At 69.7% G+C, this 18,701-nt stretch carries 17 protein-coding genes; 9 read left to right on the top strand and 8 right to left on the bottom strand.

The window, feature by feature from the left end:
- Positions 1–93: 93 nt before the first annotated feature.
- From ACQEXA_RS21100 to ACQEXA_RS21085, 4 genes are all read left to right on the top strand, one after another.
- Complete coding sequence (locus ACQEXA_RS21100) at positions 94–1,380, top strand: extracellular solute-binding protein (RefSeq protein ID WP_433130767.1); 1,287 nt, start codon at positions 94–96, stop codon at positions 1,378–1,380.
- Positions 1,381–1,544: 164 nt separating this feature from the next.
- A complete protein-coding gene (locus ACQEXA_RS21095) occupies positions 1,545–2,531 on the top strand; it encodes a carbohydrate ABC transporter permease (protein ID WP_359395875.1) in 987 nt (328 codons plus the stop codon).
- Positions 2,528–3,376: a carbohydrate ABC transporter permease gene (locus tag ACQEXA_RS21090; protein ID WP_359395872.1), complete on the top strand. Its 849-nt coding sequence runs from the start codon at positions 2,528–2,530 to the stop codon at positions 3,374–3,376. The genes ACQEXA_RS21095 and ACQEXA_RS21090 overlap by 4 nt, the downstream gene beginning before the upstream one ends.
- 9 nt (positions 3,377–3,385) lie before the next feature.
- On the top strand, positions 3,386–4,879 hold the full coding sequence (locus ACQEXA_RS21085; protein ID WP_432932322.1) for a glycoside hydrolase family 3 protein: 1,494 nt from the start codon (positions 3,386–3,388) through the stop codon (positions 4,877–4,879).
- A gap of 60 nt (positions 4,880–4,939) precedes the next feature.
- Here the strand turns inward: ACQEXA_RS21085 and nagB are convergent, their stop codons facing one another.
- Positions 4,940–5,725, bottom strand: coding sequence for a glucosamine-6-phosphate deaminase (nagB, locus tag ACQEXA_RS21080; RefSeq protein WP_432932324.1), 786 nt, complete (start codon positions 5,723–5,725; stop codon positions 4,940–4,942).
- A gap of 224 nt (positions 5,726–5,949) precedes the next feature.
- Here nagB and ACQEXA_RS21075 point away from each other — a divergent pair, with 224 nt between their 5' ends.
- Positions 5,950–7,023 carry an SIS domain-containing protein gene (locus ACQEXA_RS21075; RefSeq protein WP_432932326.1) on the top strand — a complete coding sequence of 358 codons (1,074 nt, stop codon included), beginning with the start codon at positions 5,950–5,952 and terminating at the stop codon, positions 7,021–7,023.
- Between the two features lie 550 nt (positions 7,024–7,573).
- Complete coding sequence (locus tag ACQEXA_RS21070) at positions 7,574–9,040, top strand: PAS domain-containing sensor histidine kinase (protein WP_433134588.1); 1,467 nt, start codon at positions 7,574–7,576, stop codon at positions 9,038–9,040.
- Between the two features lie 222 nt (positions 9,041–9,262).
- On the opposite strand, the gene ACQEXA_RS21065 is transcribed toward ACQEXA_RS21070, so the two are convergent.
- Together ACQEXA_RS21065 and ACQEXA_RS21060 are read right to left on the bottom strand one after the other, a co-directional pair.
- On the bottom strand, positions 9,263–9,520 hold the full coding sequence (locus ACQEXA_RS21065; RefSeq protein WP_006380970.1) for a WhiB family transcriptional regulator: 258 nt from the start codon (positions 9,518–9,520) through the stop codon (positions 9,263–9,265).
- 320 nt (positions 9,521–9,840) lie between these two features.
- Entirely contained in the window at positions 9,841–10,809 is a 969-nt protein-coding gene (locus ACQEXA_RS21060) for a diacylglycerol/lipid kinase family protein (protein ID WP_432932329.1), read from the bottom strand.
- Positions 10,810–10,947: 138 nt separating this feature from the next.
- On the opposite strand from ACQEXA_RS21060, the gene ACQEXA_RS21055 reads away from it, so the two are divergent.
- Complete coding sequence (locus ACQEXA_RS21055) at positions 10,948–11,397, top strand: hypothetical protein (RefSeq protein ID WP_359395861.1); 450 nt, start codon at positions 10,948–10,950, stop codon at positions 11,395–11,397.
- A gap of 60 nt (positions 11,398–11,457) precedes the next feature.
- On the opposite strand, the gene ACQEXA_RS21050 is transcribed toward ACQEXA_RS21055, so the two are convergent.
- The 3 genes from ACQEXA_RS21050 to ACQEXA_RS21040 form a co-directional block, all read right to left on the bottom strand.
- Complete coding sequence (locus ACQEXA_RS21050) at positions 11,458–12,600, bottom strand: RNA polymerase sigma factor SigF (RefSeq protein ID WP_432932331.1); 1,143 nt, start codon at positions 12,598–12,600, stop codon at positions 11,458–11,460.
- Positions 12,597–13,010: an anti-sigma regulatory factor gene (locus tag ACQEXA_RS21045; RefSeq protein WP_043449288.1), complete on the bottom strand. Its 414-nt coding sequence runs from the start codon at positions 13,008–13,010 to the stop codon at positions 12,597–12,599. Before ACQEXA_RS21045 ends, ACQEXA_RS21050 begins: the two co-directional genes overlap by 4 nt.
- A 271-nt stretch (positions 13,011–13,281) precedes the next feature.
- Positions 13,282–13,542, bottom strand: coding sequence for a UBP-type zinc finger domain-containing protein (locus tag ACQEXA_RS21040; RefSeq protein ID WP_359395856.1), 261 nt, complete (start codon positions 13,540–13,542; stop codon positions 13,282–13,284).
- Positions 13,543–13,629: 87 nt separating this feature from the next.
- Here ACQEXA_RS21040 and ACQEXA_RS21035 point away from each other — a divergent pair, with 87 nt between their 5' ends.
- Entirely contained in the window at positions 13,630–15,225 is a 1,596-nt protein-coding gene (locus tag ACQEXA_RS21035) for a Na+/H+ antiporter (protein WP_432932333.1), read from the top strand.
- Between the two features lie 95 nt (positions 15,226–15,320).
- On the opposite strand, the gene ACQEXA_RS21030 is transcribed toward ACQEXA_RS21035, so the two are convergent.
- Positions 15,321–16,265, bottom strand: a complete 945-nt coding sequence (locus ACQEXA_RS21030) for a 1-aminocyclopropane-1-carboxylate deaminase/D-cysteine desulfhydrase (RefSeq protein ID WP_432932334.1) — start codon at positions 16,263–16,265, stop codon at positions 15,321–15,323.
- A gap of 55 nt (positions 16,266–16,320) precedes the next feature.
- On the bottom strand, positions 16,321–16,911 hold the full coding sequence (locus ACQEXA_RS21025; protein ID WP_432932335.1) for an N-acetylmuramoyl-L-alanine amidase: 591 nt from the start codon (positions 16,909–16,911) through the stop codon (positions 16,321–16,323).
- 357 nt (positions 16,912–17,268) lie between these two features.
- Here ACQEXA_RS21025 and ACQEXA_RS21020 point away from each other — a divergent pair, with 357 nt between their 5' ends.
- Entirely contained in the window at positions 17,269–18,675 is a 1,407-nt protein-coding gene (locus ACQEXA_RS21020; protein ID WP_432932337.1) for a family 2B encapsulin nanocompartment shell protein, read from the top strand.
- Positions 18,676–18,701: the final 26 nt, after the last annotated feature.

Below are 18,701 nucleotides of genomic sequence, written 5' to 3'. Positions count from 1 at the left end.
CACCATTGGTCCAGGTCCCGGCCCCACGAGCGGTACTCGTCGTCAGTCGCCGCGGGGACAAGGGGGGTTGGTGGCATCCCTGAGGAGGATGGCGTGAAGCGCAAGCTGATAGCCGCGATCGGAATCGCGGGCATGATGGTCTCCATCGCGGCGTGCGGGGACGGTGACAGCAAGTCCGGAGGCTCGGACAAGGGGGCGGACGCCAAGGAGCTCACCGTCTGGCTCACGGTCGACGCTCAGAACAACTGGCCCGCGCTGGTGAAGGCCGCCGACGACGCGGTGGTCAAGAAGCACCCCGGCCTCAAGATCAAGCACGAGTACTACGGCTGGCCGGACAAGAACACCAAGCTCGACGCGGTCCTCGCCACCGACAAGGCCCCCGACGTGGTCGAGATGGGCAACACCGAGATGCTCGGCTACATGGTCAAGGGCGCCTTCGCCCCCGTCGAGCCCTCCACGTTCGACAACTCCGGCCAGTGGCTGGACGGCCTGAAGGCCTCGGTGACCTACGAGGGCAAGACGTACGGCGTGCCCTACTACGCCGGCGGCCGGGTCGCCAACTGGCGCAAGGACGTCGCCGCCTCGGTCGGCGTCAAGACGCCGCCGACGACGTACCAGGAGCTGACCGCCGACCTGGACAAGATCCAGAAGAAGGAGGGCGCCAAGTTCAACGCCTGGTACCAGCCGACGCGCGACTGGTACGCGGCGATGTCCTTCGTCTACGACGCGGGCGGCTCGATCGCCAAGGAGGAGGGCGGCCAGTGGAAGGCCAACCTCTCCTCGCCGGAGTCCCTCAAGGGCCTCAACGAGTTCAAGACGATCCTCGACAAGTACATGCACGGCGACAAGACCAAGGACGAGTCCGACCGTTACATCGTCTACGGCCAGGGCAAGTCCGCCATGATCTTCGGTGCCGCCTGGGAGGGCGCTACCGCGGCCGACCCGAAGAACGACAAGACCGGCAAGCTGAAGGACAACCTCGAGAACTTCGTGATGCCCGGCCCGTCCGGCAAGAACATCCCGGTGTTCCTCGGCGGCTCGGATCTCGCGATCCCGGTGAAGTCCAAGGCTCAGTCGGTGGCCGCTGAGTGGATCAACGCGTTCACCGGCTCCGAGGGCCAGAAGGGCCTGATGGCCAAGGGCAACCTGCCCAACAACAAGACCGACCTCGCCACGCTGAAGAACGACCCGGCGACGGCGGTCCCGGCCACCGCGGCCGAGTCCAACTGGTTCGTCCCGATGGCGCCGGGCTGGGGCCAGGTCGAGAAGGCGCAGATCCTGCAGACCATGCTGCAGAACATCGGCACCGGCAAGCAGTCGGTCGAGGCCGCCGCGAAGGACGCGGACGCCGCGATCGACAAGGTCATCAACACCAAGTGACCTGAGCGCAGGGCCCCGTGACCCCGGAGGTAGGCGGGGCGGGGCCCTGCTTCTCGCACGACCGCACGGCGGAATCCCCCGTGCGGGCGTGCGGTGTTCCGCCTTCGTACGACCGTGCGGGGCTTCGCCCTTGTACGACCTGAGGGACCCTCAAGGAGCGCGCGATGAGTGCCGCAGACACGACCACCCACGCCAAGGTGCCGCCGCCGCGGCCGGCGCCGCCACCGGGCATCCCGGCGAAACCACGCGGACAGCGGACGCCGCGCGGGACCGCCACCCCCTGGGCGCTGCTCGCCCCCTGTCTGCTGATCCTCGCCCTGGTGATGGGGTATCCGCTGGTCCGCCTGGTGACCCTCTCCTTCCAGAAGTTCGGCCAGTCGCAGCTGTGGGGCTTCCAGCCCGCCGAGTCGGTGGGCTTCGCCAACTTCTCCCAGGTGCTCGGCGACAGCGAGTTCTGGGCGGTGGTGGTGCGCACGATCGTGTTCGCCGCCGGCTCGGTGATCTTCACCATGGTCCTCGGCATGCTGATCGCGCTGCTGCTCCAGCGGGTCTCCGGCTGGGTGAAGACGATGGTCAACATTGTGCTGGTGGCCAGCTGGGGCATGCCGATCATCGTCGCCACCACGGTTTTCAAGTGGCTCTTCGACTCGGACTACGGCATCCTCAACGCGCTGCTGAGCAAGCTGCCCGGAGTGGAGCTGATCGGGCACAACTGGTTCGCGAGCGGGCCGCAGGGCCTTGCCGTGATCATGCTCCTCGTGGTGTGGGGCGCGGTGCCGTTCGTCGTCATCACGCTCTCCGCCGGCCTGACCCAGGTGCCCAAGGAGCTGGAGGAAGCGGCCCGTCTGGACGGTGCGACCGGGTGGGGCGTCTTCCGCCATGTCACCCTGCCGATCCTCAAGCCGATCATCGTGATGCTCACGACCCTCTCGGTGATCTGGGACATGGGCGTCTTCCCGCAGGTCTTCGTGATGCGCAACGGCCATCCGGAGCCGGAGTTCCAGTTGCTCCAGACCTATTCCTACGACCGCGCGTTCGTGGTCAACGACTACGCGCAGGGATCGGCGATCGCCCTGTTGACCGTGCTGCTGCTGCTCGGTGTGGTCGCCGTGTACATGCGTCAGATGCTGAAGATCGGAGAGGTCGAATGAGCGCCATCGCGACCGGGGGGCGCCGCCGCCCGACGTCCCGGCTCGGCTGGAACCTTCTCGGTCTGCTCGTCTTCGTCACCGCGGGCTTCCCCGTCTACTGGATGGTCGACACGGCCTTCAAACCGGCCAAGGACGCCATCGACCCGGATCCCAGCCTGCTGCCCACGGGTGTCACCCTGGCCAACTTCCGCCGGGCGCTGGACATCGCCGACTTCTGGGGGCCGGTCGGCCGCAGCCTGATCGTGTCGCTGTCCGTCGTCGCCATCGGCATCGTCGTCGGCATGCTGGCCGCGCTCGCCATCTCCCGCTTCGCCTTCCGCGGCCGGAAGATCGTGATCGTGGGCATCCTGGCGGTCCAGATGGTCCCGGCGGTGTCCATGATCATCCCGGTCTTCCTGCTCCTCAATGACCTCGGCCAGTACGACAAGCTGACGGGGCTGATCATCACCTACCTCACCTTCATCCTCCCGTTCACGGTGTGGACGCTGCGCGGGTTCGTCGTCAACATCCCGCGCGAACTGGAGGAGGCGGCGATGGTGGACGGCTGTTCGCGCACCGGAGCCTTCCTGCGCGTGGTCTTCCCGCTGCTGGCCCCCGGCCTGGTCGCCACCTCGGTCTACGGCTTCATCCAGGCGTGGAACGAGTACCTGTACGCCTTGATGCTGATGAGCCAGGAGAACCAGACCGCGACTGTCTGGCTCGGCAACTTCACCACCAAGCACGGCACCGAGTACGCGCCGATGATGGCCGGCTCCACGATGATGGCGGTGCCGATCGTCATTCTCTTCCTCCTCGTCCAGCGCAAGATGGCCGCGGGCCTCACCGCGGGCGCCGTGAAGGGATAACGCCACCCGATGACGACATTCGCCAGCGGTACCGACACCCTGACGCGAGACGCGCTGACGGTCCTCCAGCCCGGCTTCACCGGCACCACGGCCCCCGACTGGCTGCTGCGCCGTATCGGCGAGGGCCTGGCGTCCGTGGGCCTGTTCGGCCGCAACATCGCCTCACCGGCACAACTTGCCGCCCTGACCGCCCAGTTGCGGGCCGAGCGCGACGACGTCATCGTCGCGATCGACGAGGAGGGGGGCGATGTCACCCGCCTGGAGGTCAGGACGGGTTCCTCCTTCCCGGGCAACCACGCCCTCGGCGCGGTGGACGACGTGGAACTGACCCGCGAGGTGGCCCGTGAACTCGGCCGCCGGCTCGCGGAGTGCGGGGTCAACCTCAACTGGGCGCCCTCCGCCGACGTGAACTCCAATCCCGCCAACCCGGTGATCGGCGTCCGGTCCTTCGGCGCCGACACCGCACTGGTGGCCCGGCACACCGCCGCATATGTCACCGGACTCCAGTCGGCCGGCGTCGCGGCCTGTACCAAGCACTTTCCCGGCCACGGCGACACGGCGGTCGACTCCCACCACGCGCTGCCCCGGATCGACGCGGAGGCGCCCACGGTCCAGGAGCGCGAACTGGCGCCGTTCCGCGCGGCGATCGCCGCCGGCACCCGCGCGGTGATGAGCGCTCACATCCTGGTACCGGCACTGGACCCGGACCACCCGGCAACGTTGTCCCGGAGCGTCCTGAGCGACCTGCTGCGCGGAGGGCTCGGCTACGACGGGCTGATCGTCACCGACGGCATGGAGATGCGGGCGATCGCGGGGACCTACGGGATCGAGCGCGGCAGCGTCCTCGCCGTCGCGGCCGGCGCGGACGCCATCTGCGTGGGCGGCGGCCTCGCCGACGACGAGACGGTACGGCGTCTGCGGGACGCCCTGGTCACCGCCGTGCGCTCGGGGGAACTGGCCGAGGAGCGGCTCGCCGAGGCTGCGGACCGCGTGCGGGCCCTGGCGCGCTGGACGGCGCAGGCGGGAGTGAAGGACGCCGCCGCCCTGCCGGGCGCCCGTGCGGACATCGGTCTGCTGGCGGCCCGGCGTGCGCTGACGGTCACCGGCGCGGAGGGCTTCGCCCCGCTCACCGAGCCTCCCTACGTCGCCGCTCTCACCCCCGTCGCCAATATCGCGGTGGGCGAGGAGACCCCGTGGGGCGTGGCCGCGGAACTGGGCCGACTGCTTCCGGGCACCGAGACCGGCAGCTTCGCGGGGGAGGAAGCGGGGCGGGAGGCCCTGGAGGCCGCCGGGGGCCGGCGGATCGTGGCGGTGGTCCGGGACGAACACCGCCACCCCTGGATGGCGGGGGCCCTCGACACGCTTCTCGGGTCACGTCCGGACACGATCGTGGTCGAGATGGGCGTCCCTCAGGCCGCTCCCCGCGGTGCCCTGCACATCGCCACCCACGGGGCGGCGCGGGTGTGCGGACGGGCGGCGGCGGAGGTTCTCGCGGGCGCGTAGCCGCTGTGCCGAAGGCCCGGCCACCCCTCGGGGGCCGGGGCCTTCGGCGTACCGGGCGGGCTAGATGCCCTGCCAGGCGGGCTTGTTGGCGTAGGTGTGGCGGAAGTAGCCGGCGAGCTTCAGCTTGGACGCCGCGGCCTCGTCGGCGACGACCGTCGCGTGCGGGTGGAGTTGGAGCGCGGACGCCGGGCAGATCGCGGCGACGGGGCCCTCGACGGTCGCGGCGACCGCGTCCGCCTTGCCCTCGCCGGTGGCGAGGAGCACGAGGTGCCGTGCCTCCAGGATGGTCCCGATGCCCTGGGTGATCACGTGATGCGGTACCTGGTCGATGTCGCCGTCGAAGAAGCGCGCGTTGTCGATCCGGGTCTGCTCGGTCAGCGTCTTGATTCTGGTGCGCGAGGCGAGCGAGGAGCACGGCTCGTTGAACCCGATGTGCCCGTCGGTGCCGATGCCGAGCAACTGAAGGTCCACGCCGCCGGCCGCGGCGAGCGCACGGTCGTAGGCCTCGCACGCCGCCTGCACGTCCTCGGCGGTGCCGTCCGGTCCCATGAAGGCGTCCATGCCGATGCCGAGCGGCTCCAGCACCTCGCGCCTGAGCACCGAGCGGTAGGACTCGGGATGCTCGGCCGGCAGCCCCACGTATTCGTCGAGCTGTGCGATCCGCGCCCGCGAGGCGTCCACGGCACCGGAGCGCACCTCGGCCGCCAGCGCCTCGTAGACGGGCAGCGGGGTCGAGCCGGTGGCCACCCCGAGCACGGCGTCGGGCTTGCGTCTCAGCAGCTGCGCCATGGCCTCGGCGATGAGTGCGCCACCTGCCTTGGCATCCGGAACGATGACAACTTCCACGCTGGGCCTGCCGATCTGAAGAGGGCTCGCCGGGGAACCGAGGGGAAACAATAGTGGTATAGACCAATCTACCAGAAACGGTCTCCGACAGCGGGTTCCACGGGCCGCGCGTCCCAGGTCGGCCATGTCCGGGTCGCCCCCGACTGCGCGGATCCAAGGACGGGGGAGTGGAATGGAGGCAGCCGACGCCGTGCCGTAGCGGTGAGCCACCTCGAGGAGGCCCCATGACCGCGCCCACCACGGACCCCCGCAGCGACGACCTGCCCGGGCGGATCATGGCCGGGGAGATGGCCGAGCAGCCCGCAGTGCTGCGCCGGATCCTGGACGCCGGGGCACCGCGGATCCAGGAGGTGGCCCGGGAGGTCGCCGCCCGCAAGCCCCGGTTCGTGCTGCTGACCGCCCGCGGCACCTCCGACAACGCCGCGCTCTACGCCAAGTACCTGCTGGAGATCCGTCTCGGTCTGCCCTGCGGTCTCACCTCGATGTCGACGACCACGGCGTACGGCGCCCGTCCCGATCTCACCGACGTTCTCGTCATCACCGTCAGCCAGTCCGGCGGCTCCCCGGACCTGGTCGCCTCCACGCAGGCCGCCCGCGAGGCCGGCGCGCTCACGCTCGCGGTGACCAACAACCCGGACTCGCCGCTCGCCGCGGTCTCCGAGTTCCACATCGACATCCTCGCGGGACCGGAGAAGGCCCTTCCGGCGACCAAGACCTACACCGCCTCCCTGCTCGCCCTCTATCTCTTCGTGGAAGGGCTGCGCGGCGGTGACGGTGCGCCCGCGAAGGTACTGCCCGACCTCGCCGGGCAGCTGCTCGCCCGCCAGGACGAGGTCCGCACCCTCGCCGCCCGGTACCGGTTCGCCGAGCGGATGGTCATCACCTCGCGCGGCTACGGCTATCCGACCGCGAAGGAAGCCGCCCTGAAGCTGATGGAGACCAGCTACATCCCCGCCCTGTCCTACTCGGGCGCCGACCTCCTGCACGGTCCGCTCGCCATGGTCGACAACGTCTCGCCGGTCATCGCGGTCGTGACGGACGGCAACGGCGGCGCGGCGCTCCGGCCCGTACTGGACCGGCTGCGCGGGCGCGGCGCCGATCTTGTCGTCATCGGGCCCGAAGACCAGGTGGAACAGGCCTCGGCGGGCTTCGTCCTGCCCACCGGGGGCGTACCCGAGGAACTCCAGCCGATCCTGGAGATCATCCCGCTTCAGTTGCTGGCGTACGAGGTGACCATCGCCCGCGGTCAGGATCCGGACGCTCCGCGTGCCCTGGCCAAGGTGACGCAGACGCACTGAGCGGGGAGGGTGGTGGCTCCCGTCAGACGCACGCCGGGGCGGGCCGGTGGGAACCGGAGCACTCGCGAGCGCCACGATGGCGATCCGGCCCCGCCCGGGAGCCGAAGACGGCTACGCTGCGGGTGAGCCGTCGGCGGGTGTCCGATAAAGAGACAACAACAAACATCCGCCAACGCATGGACACACGACCCGGGACCCAGGAACATGGTTCGCGAGCGTGGTCTAGTCCAGACAGCTCAGGTAAATTCAGTAAAGTCCGCTCGTCCCACGGTGAGTGGACCTGCCGCACAGACCTCCGTCTTCCCCGCACAGGAGGACGGACCGAGGATCCGGCGCTCTCTGCCCTGACTGCTCCGGCTCCTCGACCATCGGCCGACCGGGACCGCACACCCACGGCCGTTGCTGCTCCGGGCTGCGGTGCCGGGAGGGTTGAGGGTCCCTCCCAGGCGCCGCGGCCCGCGGGTGTTCCTGGGGCCTACCGCAATGTCGCCGACCTGGCCGATTTCGATCGATGTACGAAGCCCCGGGTACCCTCGCACACGTGCCCTCCATGAACGAGCTGGTCCGCCAGCACACCGCGCTCAGCGACTCCGACCTGGAGTGGCTGCATCTGCTGGTGTCGGAGTGGCAGCTGCTCTCCGACCTCTCCTTCGCCGACCTGGTGCTGTGGGTGCCCACGCGCGACGGCACCCGTTACGTCTCGGTCGCCCAGATGCGCCCCAACACCGGCCCCACCTCCTACCAGGACGACATGGTCGGCCATCTCGTCCCGCGCGGCCGCCGCCCCATGCTGGACGCGGCCCTGGACGAGGGCCGGATCGTCCGTGAGGGCGACCCCGAGTGGCGCGAGGAGGTTCCGGTCCGGGTCGAGTCCATTCCCGTGCGACGCGAGGGCCGTGTCCTCGGTGTCATCGCACGCAACACCAACCTGCTGACCGTGCGAACCCCGAGCCGCCTGGAGCTGACCTACCTCCAGAGCGCCTCCGACCTGGCGCAGATGATCGCGGCGGGTTCCTTCCCCTTCCCCGGGCAGCAGGTCGACATGGACGCCTCGCCGCGTGTCGGCGACGGGCTGATCAGGCTGGACGCGGACGGCATAGTCCAGTACGCCTCCCCGAACGCCCTGTCGGCGTACCACCGCCTGGGCCTCGCGGCCGACATCGTCGGCCACCACCTCGGCGAGACCACGGCCGAACTGGCTCCGACCCAGGGTCCGGTGGACGAGGCCCTGGTCAAGGTCGCCAGCGGCTGGGCGCCGCGCGAGTTCGAGATCGAGTCGAACGACGGGGTCATCCAGTTCCGCGCGATCCCCCTCAAGCCGAAGGGCACCCGGATCGGCTCGCTGGTCCTGCTCCGGGACGTCACCGAACTGCGGCGCCGCGAGCGGGAGTTGATCACCAAAGACGCGACCATCCGGGAGATCCACCACCGGGTGAAGAACAACCTCCAGACGGTAGCCGCGCTGCTCCGGCTCCAAGCCCGCCGGATCGAGTCCGAGCGGGGGCGGGAGGCCCTCGAGGAGGCCGTACGGCGCGTGGGCTCGATCGCGATCGTCCATGAGACGCTGTCCCAAAACCTGGACGAGCGGGTGGAGTTCGACGAGATCGCCGACCGGGTGCTCGCCATGGTCGCCGAGATCTCACCCGGTACGGTCACCGGCCGGCGCAGCGGCCGCTTCGGCATCCTCGACGCCGAGGTCGCGACCCCGCTCTCCATGGTGTTGACCGAGGTGCTGCAGAACGCCCTGGAGCACGGCTTCCGGCAGGGCGACACCGGCACGGTCGAGGTCTCCGCGGTCCGCGGCGGTACGACGAAGGAGGCCCGCCTCCTGGTCACCGTCCAGGACGACGGGGTCGGTCTGTCTGAGGGCTTCGATCCGCACACGGCGGGCAACCTGGGCCTGCAGATCGTACGGACGCTGGTGGAGGGCGAGTTGGGCGGCACCTTCGACATGGTCCCGGCCCCGGAGCGTGGTACGAGGGTCATCCTGGACATCCCGGTGCGGGCACCCAAGTGACACCGCCTCACGGCACCGACGGTGTCCGGCCCCGGGACAGCGCCCCCCGACAGTGGTCCCGGACAGCAATGAGCCCCGGACCACAAGTGGTCCGGGGCCAGAGCTCGTTGCCGGGTGTTGCTCACTAGGCGCACCGGGGGTACTGCGCGCTGCGGCTCGGGGGCGGGAGATGCGTACTCGCTGTACGCGCCGCCAACCTCAGGCTCGTACGGGGTGGGCAGGTCAGGCGGTGGCCTGACGGGCCCGATTGCGGGCGGCGCGGCGCTTCATCGCGCGGCGCTCGTCCTCGCTGAGACCACCCCAGACGCCGGAGTCCTGGCCGGACTCGAGCGCCCACTGCAGGCACTGCTCCATAACCGGGCAGCGACGGCAGACGGCCTTGGCTTCCTCGATCTGCAGCAGCGCAGGACCGGTGTTGCCGATGGGGAAGAAGAGCTCGGGGTCTTCCTCGCGGCAAACGGCGTTGTGACGCCAGTCCATGGCTGCTACCTCTCCGTGGTAATACGTGCAGATTGCTTGTGAATGTGAACGCTTTCACGAATCCCTCAACAAGTGAAGGGCCGATCGTCAGACACGCTGACGTGGTCCTGTGGATTGAGGAGGGGTTCGGGCTCTTGATGGGAGGCCGATGTTGCGGGCCGTCCCGAGCGCCACGTAGAGACTCGCAAACCTCAGCGGCGGATACAACCCTTTCCGGAAAGTTTTTTTTGATTCCTTGGTGTCGGCTCGATCACAGCCGTACTTCCAAGGGGTGGATCCTGGCCTAAACGTTCGAGTGAAAGGACTTTAGCCCCTTCTGCTCACACAATCACACGCAGTGCACGGCGTACGCCTGTGAACGTCACGCTCGTACGCACCCCTAGGTGGTCACCGTCCATCTGAAGGGGCAGGGGAGCCTTCGAATGCAAGGTGAAGTCACTCAGGTCGTGCAGTGACACCACATGCTTGCCGCGGGGCCCCCGTTCGGGGGACGAAGTGAGCAACTGGGTTGCATATCGGGCAACCGAGGCCGTCGAGACGCGGCTGAGACCGAGTACGTCAAGTCCTGTATCGAACGACGCCTTAGGTGACGCGTACACCGGACGATTGCCGAGAAACGTCCAGGGCGCCGTGTTGCAGATTATGGACAGGACGAGATCCGTGATCGGTTCCTCGCCGGCCCGCTCCAGAGTGATCGTTCCGTGCCGGCGGTGGGGTTCGCCCAGGAACTGACGTGCCACCTGGCGCATATACAGCGCATGGGTCGAGCGCTTGCCCTGCTCGCGCCGCTGCTCGACCCGGCCCACCACGCCCGCGTCAAAACCGAGGCCCGCGTTGAAGGTGAACCAGCGGGAGGGCACCGCCTCGTCCTCGGTGCCCGGGGTGCCCGAGGCGAGACCGAGGCCGACCGTCCGCTCCCTGTCGTTGCGCAGGGCGTCGAGGATCGCGCCGGTCGCCTCCACTGCGTCGTTGGGCAGCCCCAGCGCGCGGGCGAAGACATTGGTCGAGCCGCCGGGGACCACCGCGAGGCGCGGGAGGCGGTCGGGGTCCGGGCCGTGGTGCAGCAGGCCGTTCACGACCTCGTTGACCGTGCCGTCACCGCCGAGGGCCACCACCAGCTCGATGTCGTCGCTCTCCGCGGCCTGGCGGCCGAGGTCCCTGGCGTGCCCCCGGTACTGCGTGGTGATCGTCTCGAGCTTCATCTCGCTCGCCAGCGCGTGGAACAGGACGTCACGAGTACGTGCGCTTGTGGTGGTGGCTGCCGGATTGACCACGAGAAGTGCACGCATGGATTGCAGGGTACCTACCGGGGCGGTGCTCATCCCAGCCCGAGGTAGGGATCCGGTAAGAGGAATGGGGGTGGCCTTGAGCACAGTCGCGGTACCCGTGCCGACGGTGGGCGTGGGCCCGAAGGCTACTCTTCAGGGGTGAGCGCTGAGCAGAACCCCACCCCCGCCGCCTCCGGAACAGAACCGCGTCCCGGGCGGCTGACCGCCGCGGCCGCGCTGGCCGCTCTGGAGGGGCTCGCCGTGGTCGTGGGCGGCATCTGGATTCTCGTCCTGGGTCTGACGGGCACGCCTGACGACCGCGGGCAGGCCGTCACGGGTGGCCTGACCCTGGTCGTGCTCGCGCTGCTGCCTCTGCTGGCCGCGCGCGGACTGCTGCTGCGGCGCGGCTGGAGCAGGGGACCCGCCGTCATCACCCAGATCCTGGCCCTGCCGGTGGCCTACAGCCTGCTTCAGGCCGACAGCATGGCGATCCCGGCCGGCATCGCCCTTGCGGTCGTCGCGGTGTCCGCCCTGGTGCTGCTGCTGCACCCGGCGACGACGCGTGCCCTCGGCATCCGCGGACCCGGAAACGTACAGGACCAGAAGTAACGGCGCGGCCGGGCTTCGGCACACGCACCTTGGGGCGACCGGATCTCCGGTCGCCCTTCGTCACTCCTCGACCAGCAACTTCTCCCGCAGTTGCGCCAGCGTGCGGGCCAGCAGCCGCGAGACGTGCATCTGGGAGATGCCGACCTCCTGCGCGATCTGCGACTGCGTCATATTGCCGAAGAAGCGGAGAAGCAGGATCCGCTTCTCTCGGGGCGGAAGGTCCTCGAGCAGCGGCTTCAGCGACTCGCGGTACTCGACGCCCTCCAGCGCCTCGTCCTCCGCGCCGAGCGTGTCGGCGACCGCGGGCGACTCGTCGTCCGTGTCCGGCACATCGAGGGACAGCGTCGAGTACGCGTTCGCCGACTCCAGGCCCTCCAGGACCTCTTCCTCCGAGATGGCCAGTTTCTCGGCCAGCTCGTGGACCGTCGGGGAGCGGCCGTGCTGCTGGGACAGCTCGGCCGTGGCCGTGGTCAGGGCCAGGCGCAGCTCCTGCAGACGGCGCGGCACCCGCACCGCCCATCCCTTGTCACGGAAGTGGCGCTTGATCTCGCCGACCACGGTCGGGGTCGCGTACGTGGAGAACTCGACGCCGCGGTCCGGGTCGAACCGGTCCACCGACTTGATCAGACCGATGGTGGCGACCTGGGTCAGGTCGTCCAGCGGCTCGCCCCTGTTGCGGAAGCGGCGCGCGAGGTGCTCGACGAGCGGCAGGTGCATACGGACGAGCTGGTTGCGCAGCTCGGCGTACTCCGGGCTGCCCTCCTTCAGCTTGCGCAACTCGACGAACATGGCCCGCGCTCCGGTGCGGTCCTGAGGGTCGTGCTGTACGCCGCCCGGCACACTCTGCTCAGCGTTTCGCTCGTGCTCGCTCATCGTCCCGCCCGTCACCCTTCCCCATGCTCTCGACTCCGCTCGAGCAGGGGAGGCCCCAGTCCCTCCGGAGGACGTGCTCCGCGTGGCGCCGTCCGGATCCCGCAGTCCGTCGCCCCGGACGGAGAACGCCTCGTCCGTGCCGTTCGGCCCCGTCTGCAGGGGCGCCACGACCGCCGAAGCCTCGTCCTCCGGGTGCGGACGGGCCTGCTCGGGGATACCGTCCACGCCGTCCGCCATGCGCCGCGACCCGCTCGGGCCACCGGCGTCCCCGGCGGGGAGTTCCCGTGTGCCGCGCTCTTCGTCCCGCACCGGCCCGTCCCCGTTCGTCACGCCGGCCCGGGTCCCGCGCCGCGCTGTTTGTAGAGGCTGATGGACACGGTCTTGTCGTCGCCGACCGCGGAGGAGACCTTGCCGGCCAGAGCCGACAGAACGGTCCAGGCGAAGGTGTCCCGCGAGGGGGCGTGACCGTCCGTGGTGGGGGCCGCGACGGTGACCTCGAGCGAGTCGTCGATGAGCCGGAAGACACAGCTGAGCACCGAGCCGGGCACGGCCTGTTGCAGCAGGATCGCGCAGGCCTCGTCGACCGCGATGCGCAGGTCCTCGATCTCGTCGAGGGTGAAGTCCAAACGCGCCGCGAGACCGGCCGTGGCCGTGCGCAGCACCGACAGGTAGGCACCCGCTGCCGGAAGCCGGACTTCCACGAAGTCCTGGGTCGCGGGCTCGCCTGCGATCTGGGACACCCTCACCTCCAAGGTGGTACAAGCTCTTTCGGGGCCGAGGGTCGCCCCCGGGGGTAACGCCCTACGTGGTTCAGCGGTGACGCTATCGCGATCTCAGCTTTTCTGTCCCGGGACCCCGATCCCTTCCTGTCACTCATAGTAAACCCATGCATACGCACAGTGGCTAGGGGTCTGCGGGCCCAATCCGGATGAGCGAGCGCCGGTTTGACGTACCCAGTCGTCAGACCGCCGAACCGTCCGGATCCAGGGTCACACGCGAGGGGACCGCGCGTCACACGAGTACATGGTCGACAAAGCACCACCGCCAGCTCTCGCCGGGCTCGAAGGTGCGCATCACCGGGTGGCCGCTGTCCTTGTGGTGCGACGTCGCGTGCCGCAGGGGCGAGGAGTCGCAGCAGCCCACGTGTCCGCACTCCAGACACAGCCGCAATTGCACCGGGTGCGTGCCTGCCGCGAGACACTCCAGGCAGGTCTCGCTCTGGGGCTTGGGTTCGGGGAGCGGCAGCGCGTCGGCGTGCGTGCACTGTTTCATGATTGCCAGGTTACGACGGGTCCGTGCGGTGCCGCGCGGAATTCGGGGACGGGAAGCTGTGCGGAGATCGAGGGTGGGCGGAAGACGATGAACGTATTGCCGTTGCTGTTGCTGGTGGCCGGCAGTGCCGCCGTCGCCGGTGCGGCGCGCCGGACTCCGGTGCCCGCGCCGCTGCTGCTCGTCGCGGTGGGGCTGGTGGTCTCGTATCTGCCGGGGGTGCCGGAGTACACCCTGGACCCCGACATCGTGCTGCCGCTGGTGCTGCCCCCGCTGCTGTACACGGCGGCCACCGACAGTTCGTACCTGGACCTGCGGGCCCAGGTGCGGCCAGTGGCCCTGCTGTCCATCGGGTACGTGCTGTTCGCGACGCTCGCCGTGGGCTGGGCGGTGTATGTACTGGTGCCGGGCATGCCGCTCACCGCCGCCCTGGTGCTGGGTGCGGTCGTCGCGCCGCCGGACGCGGTCGCCGCGACGGCGGTGGCCCGGCGGGTGGGGCTGCCGTCACGGATCACCACGATCCTGCAGGGCGAGTCGCTGGTGAACGACGCGACCGCGATCACGGCGTACAAGGTGGCGCTCGCGGCGGCGGTCGGCGAGGGGGCGACCTGGGCGGACGGGGCGCGCGAGTTCGCCGTGGCGGCTGTGGGCGGCGTCGCGATCGGTCTGCTGCTGATGATGCCGATCCACTGGCTGCGTATGCACCTGAAGGAGGCGTTGCTGCAGAACACGCTCTCCTTGCTGATTCCGTTCGTCGCCTACGGGGCCGCGGAGTGGGTCCATGCCTCCGGGGTGCTCGCCGTGGTCGTGGTCGCCCTCTACCTCGGGTACCACAACTGGCAGGTCGACTTCGCGACGCGGCTCCAGGAGGAGGCGGTGTGGAGGATGGTCGCGTTCGTCCTGGAGTCGGCCGTGTTCGCGTTGATCGGGTTGCAACTCCCGGTCGTCCTGAGGGGGCTGGGCCGGTTCGAGGGCACGCGTGCGGCCTGGTACGCGCTGGTCCTGTTCGGCGTGGTCGTCGTGACACGGTTCATGTGGGTGTATCCGTCGATCTTCCTGCCGCGGATTGCGTCCAAGCGCATCCGGGAGCGGGAGGAGGACCCGACGTGGAGGGGGCCGTTCGTCATCAGCTGGGCCGGGATGCGCGGTGTGGTCTCGCTGGCGATCGCCTTCTCGATCCCGCGGGCCATGCACAACGGCGACCCCTTCCCCTACCGCAACCTGATCCTCTTCCTGACCTTCACGACGGTGATCGGCACGCTGGTGGTGCAGGGACTGAGCCTGCCGCCGCTCATCCGGCTGCTGAGGCTGCCCGGGCGTGACGCGCAGGCGGAGACCCTGGCGGAGGCCAACGCCCAGGCGCAGGCGTCCCGCGCCGCCGAGCAGCGCCTGGACGCGCTGCTCGACGACGAGCGCAACGCCCTGCCGCCACCGCTGGCCGACCGTCTGCGCAGGGTCCTGGAGCGGCGCCGCAACTCGGTCTGGGAGCGGCTGGGCTCGGTGAATCCGGTGACCGGGGAATCGCACGACGACACCTACCGCCGTCTGTCCCGCGAGATGATCGGCGCGGAACGCAAGGTCTTCGTCAAGCTCCGCAACCACCGCTACATCGACGACGAGATGCTCCGCACCCTGCTGCGCCGACTGGACCTGGAGGAGGCGGCGGCGTACCGGGAGACCACGTGAGGCGGCTCGTCGGGAGCCCACGGGACCACGGCGGTCCCGTCCCGGGGAGGGGCTTGGACCGTCTCGCGCGTCGGGCCCCGGATGCCCGTGACCGCCTAAGGGACTCGGCGCGGCGCTGAGGGAAACGGGCTTCCGGTGATCACAGCGGCCAGCACCGTACCCGGAGGGATGGCGCCCTCTTCGGTCAGGACGACAAGTCCGTAGAGCAGTTTGGCGACGTAGAGACGATCTACCGGCAGGCCGTGGCGGGACTCGAAGTCGGCCGCGAAGGTCTCCAGTTCATCGGGTACGCGGGCGTAGCCACCGAAGTGGAAGCGGGTGTCCAGCGACCAGGTGCCGCGCCGAGCGCCGAAGGTCCGCTGTTGCAGCTCGGCGGTGTCGGCGGCCAGGAAGTCGCCCTTCAGAACCGGGATCCCCAGGGCCCGCTGGTCCTGTGCCAGCCCGGCGGCAAGGCCAGCCAGCGTGCCGCCGGTGCCGCAGGCGACGGCGACCACGTCCGCCCGGCCGCGCAGTTCCTCACCGAGCGCGAGGCAGCCGTGCACGGCGAGGGAGTTGCTGCCGCCCTCGGGCACGACGTAGGCCTCCGCGGCGTCCGCGGCCCGCAGGATGGCGGCCAGGGTCTCCGGTTCCGACTTGCGGCGGTACGTCGACCTGTCGACGAAGTGCAGCCGCATGCCGTCGGCCGCGCACCGGGCCAGGGAGGGGTTGAGCGGGCGGTGGGCCAGCTCATCGCCGCGGACCACTCCGATCGTCCCGAGGCCCAGCAGCCGGCCGGCGGCGGCCGTGGCCCGCAGATGGTTGGAGTGGGCGCCGCCGAACGTGACCAGGGGGCGGCCGGCCGCGGCCCGCAGGTTCGGGGCGAGCTTGCGCCACTTGTTGCCGACCAGGTCCGGGTGGATCAGGTCGTCCCGCTTGAGCAGCAGCCGGACGCCGTGCCGCGTGAACCGCTCGTCCGCGACCTCCTCCAGGGGAGACGGCAGACGTGGGTGCAGTACGGCCGGGTCGAGCGCTTCGGTGTGCGGCACATCGGGGCTGGTCACCTCGCCATTGTCGAACACGCGGGGAGTCCGCACGGCCGGGCGGGGGCGGCCCGTGTCACTTCAGGCGGTCGCGGACCCGCTCCCGAAGCCAGGCCATCGAGAAGCCCTTCGGATCGACCTTCCCGGGCTGCCACTCCAGATGCCCGATCACCGAGCGTTCCGACCAGCCGTGCCGGCGGCAGATCGCCGCACTCACCTTCTCGATCGCCTCGAGTTGGGCCGGGGGCCAGGGGTCCTCGCCGTCGCCGAGGTTCTCGCACTCGAAACCGTAGAAGTGACGGTTGCCGTCGGTGTTCGCCTCGTTCACCGGGGGCAGCGCCTTTTCGGCGACGACCGCGCGCAGTACGTCGTCGTCGCCCAGCCCCGCGTGGTTGGCGCGGCCGTAGCCCACCAGATGCACCACACCGTCCTTGGTGATCACGCCGTGGCACAACGGCCCGGGCAGCTCGGCGTCGCCGTCGCGGCACACCGCGACGGTCCGCTCGCTCCCCGATGTCGCCGTGTGGTGGATCAGCACTCCGTGGACGGGGCCCCAGGGGCCCTTGTGGTTGCGGTTGTGATGTCGCCAGTCGCCGACCTCGACGACGGTGACGCCTTCGGCTTCGAGCCAGTCGAGGAACGTGCCCGCGGACATGGGTGGGGCCATGGCCGCCTCCTTCGCGCTGCGCGACGGCCACCGGTCGCGGCCGCCTCGTACCGGTGCTTGTACCGGCGACCACAGCGCGCGGACCAGCCGTTCGTACGGTGTGCGAGCCGATCCGGTCAGCGGAGGATCTGCCGACGATCGGCCGGCCCGAGCAGGGACTTGTGCGTGCGCTTCCGGGTCCGCGCCCGTCCTCGACCGCCGGTTCCGGAGGGATGCCGCGGCGCCTTGGCAGGGCTCCCCAGTGTGCCCAGGGCCACGATGATCCATTCCCGCTCGTTTGGGTAATGGCACGGTCACGCTTCGTGCTGCGAGGCTTCTTCCCGCAGATCAACGCATGATCCGGGAGGGGCAAGCCCAATGTCGGTAGGCGAAGAGGTCCGCGCGGACGAGAACAGGCCGCAGCAGAGTCTGGGTACCGCGGCCGCACGGAACCTGGCCACCACCACCAAGTCCGCACCCCAGATGCAGGAGATCAGCTCACGATGGCTGCTGCGCATGCTGCCGTGGGTGAACGTGCAGGGTGGTACGTACCGTGTGAACCGCCGCCTCAGCTATGCGGTGGGCGACGGCCGTGTGACGTTCGTGAAGACCGGCGACCAGGTCACGGTCATCCCGGCCGAGCTCGGTGAGCTGCCGGCCCTGCGGTCGTACGACGACCAGCACGTGCTCGGCGAACTCGCCCAGCGCTGCCAGCAACGGAGGTTCGCGCCCGGGGACGTGCTCGCCGAATTCGGCAGCCACGCCGACGAGGTGTACCTGCTCGCGCACGGCAAGGTCGAGAAGATCGGAACGGGTCCCTACGGGGACGACGCGGTGCTCGGCGTCCTCGCCGACGGCGCCTACTTCGGCGATCAGGCGCTGCTGGACCAGGGTGCCATCTGGGAGTACACGGCCCGTGCGGTCACCGCCTGCACGGTGCTCGCCCTGCCCCGCCGGGACGTCGAACAGATCGCGGAGCGTGCCGAGTCGCTGCGCGAGCACCTCCGGCAGCAGCGCACGATCCCGGAGCAGCGCACCAACAAGTACGGCGAGAAGCAGATCGACCTCGCCGCGGGCCACAGCGGCGAGCCGGACGTGCCGCACACCTTCGTCGACTACGAGGCCGCACCCCGCGAGTACGAGCTGAGCATCGCCCAGACCGTGCTGCGTATCCACTCGCGCGTGGCGGACCTCTACAACCAGCCGATGAACCAGACCGAGCACCAGTTGCGGCTCACCGTGGAGGCGTTGAAGGAGCGCCAGGAGCACGAGCTGGTCAACAACCGTGACTTCGGTCTGCTGCACAACTGCGAATACGACCAGCGGCTACAGCCGCACGACGGCGTGCCGAGCCCCGACGACCTGGACGAACTGCTCAGCAGGCGGCGCGGCACCAAGCTGTTCCTCGCCCACCCGCGCGCGATCGCCGCGTTCGGCCGGGAACTCAACAAGCGCGGACTGGTCCCCGAGACCGTCGACATGGGCGGCAACCGCATCCCCACCTGGCGGGGAGTGCCGATCTTCCCGTGCAACAAGATCCCGGTCAGCGAGGCCCGTACGACCTCGATCATCGCCATGCGTCTCGGGGAGGAGGACCAGGGCGTCGTCGGCCTGAGGCAGACGGGCCTCCCCGACGAGATCGAGCCGAGCCTCTCGGTGCGCTTCATGGGCATCAACGAACAGGCGATCATCAAGTACCTGGTGACGGCCTACTACTCGGCCGCGGTCCTGGTCCCCGACGCGCTGGGTGTCCTGGAGAACGTCGAGATCGGCCGCTGGAGGTGACGCTGAGCACAACCGGCACGCCGTGT

Source organism: Streptomyces sp. CA-106110 (assembly GCF_050936285.1).
GTDB lineage: Bacteria > Actinomycetota > Actinomycetes > Streptomycetales > Streptomycetaceae > Streptomyces.
This window is presented reverse-complemented; position numbering and strand designations above follow the sequence as displayed.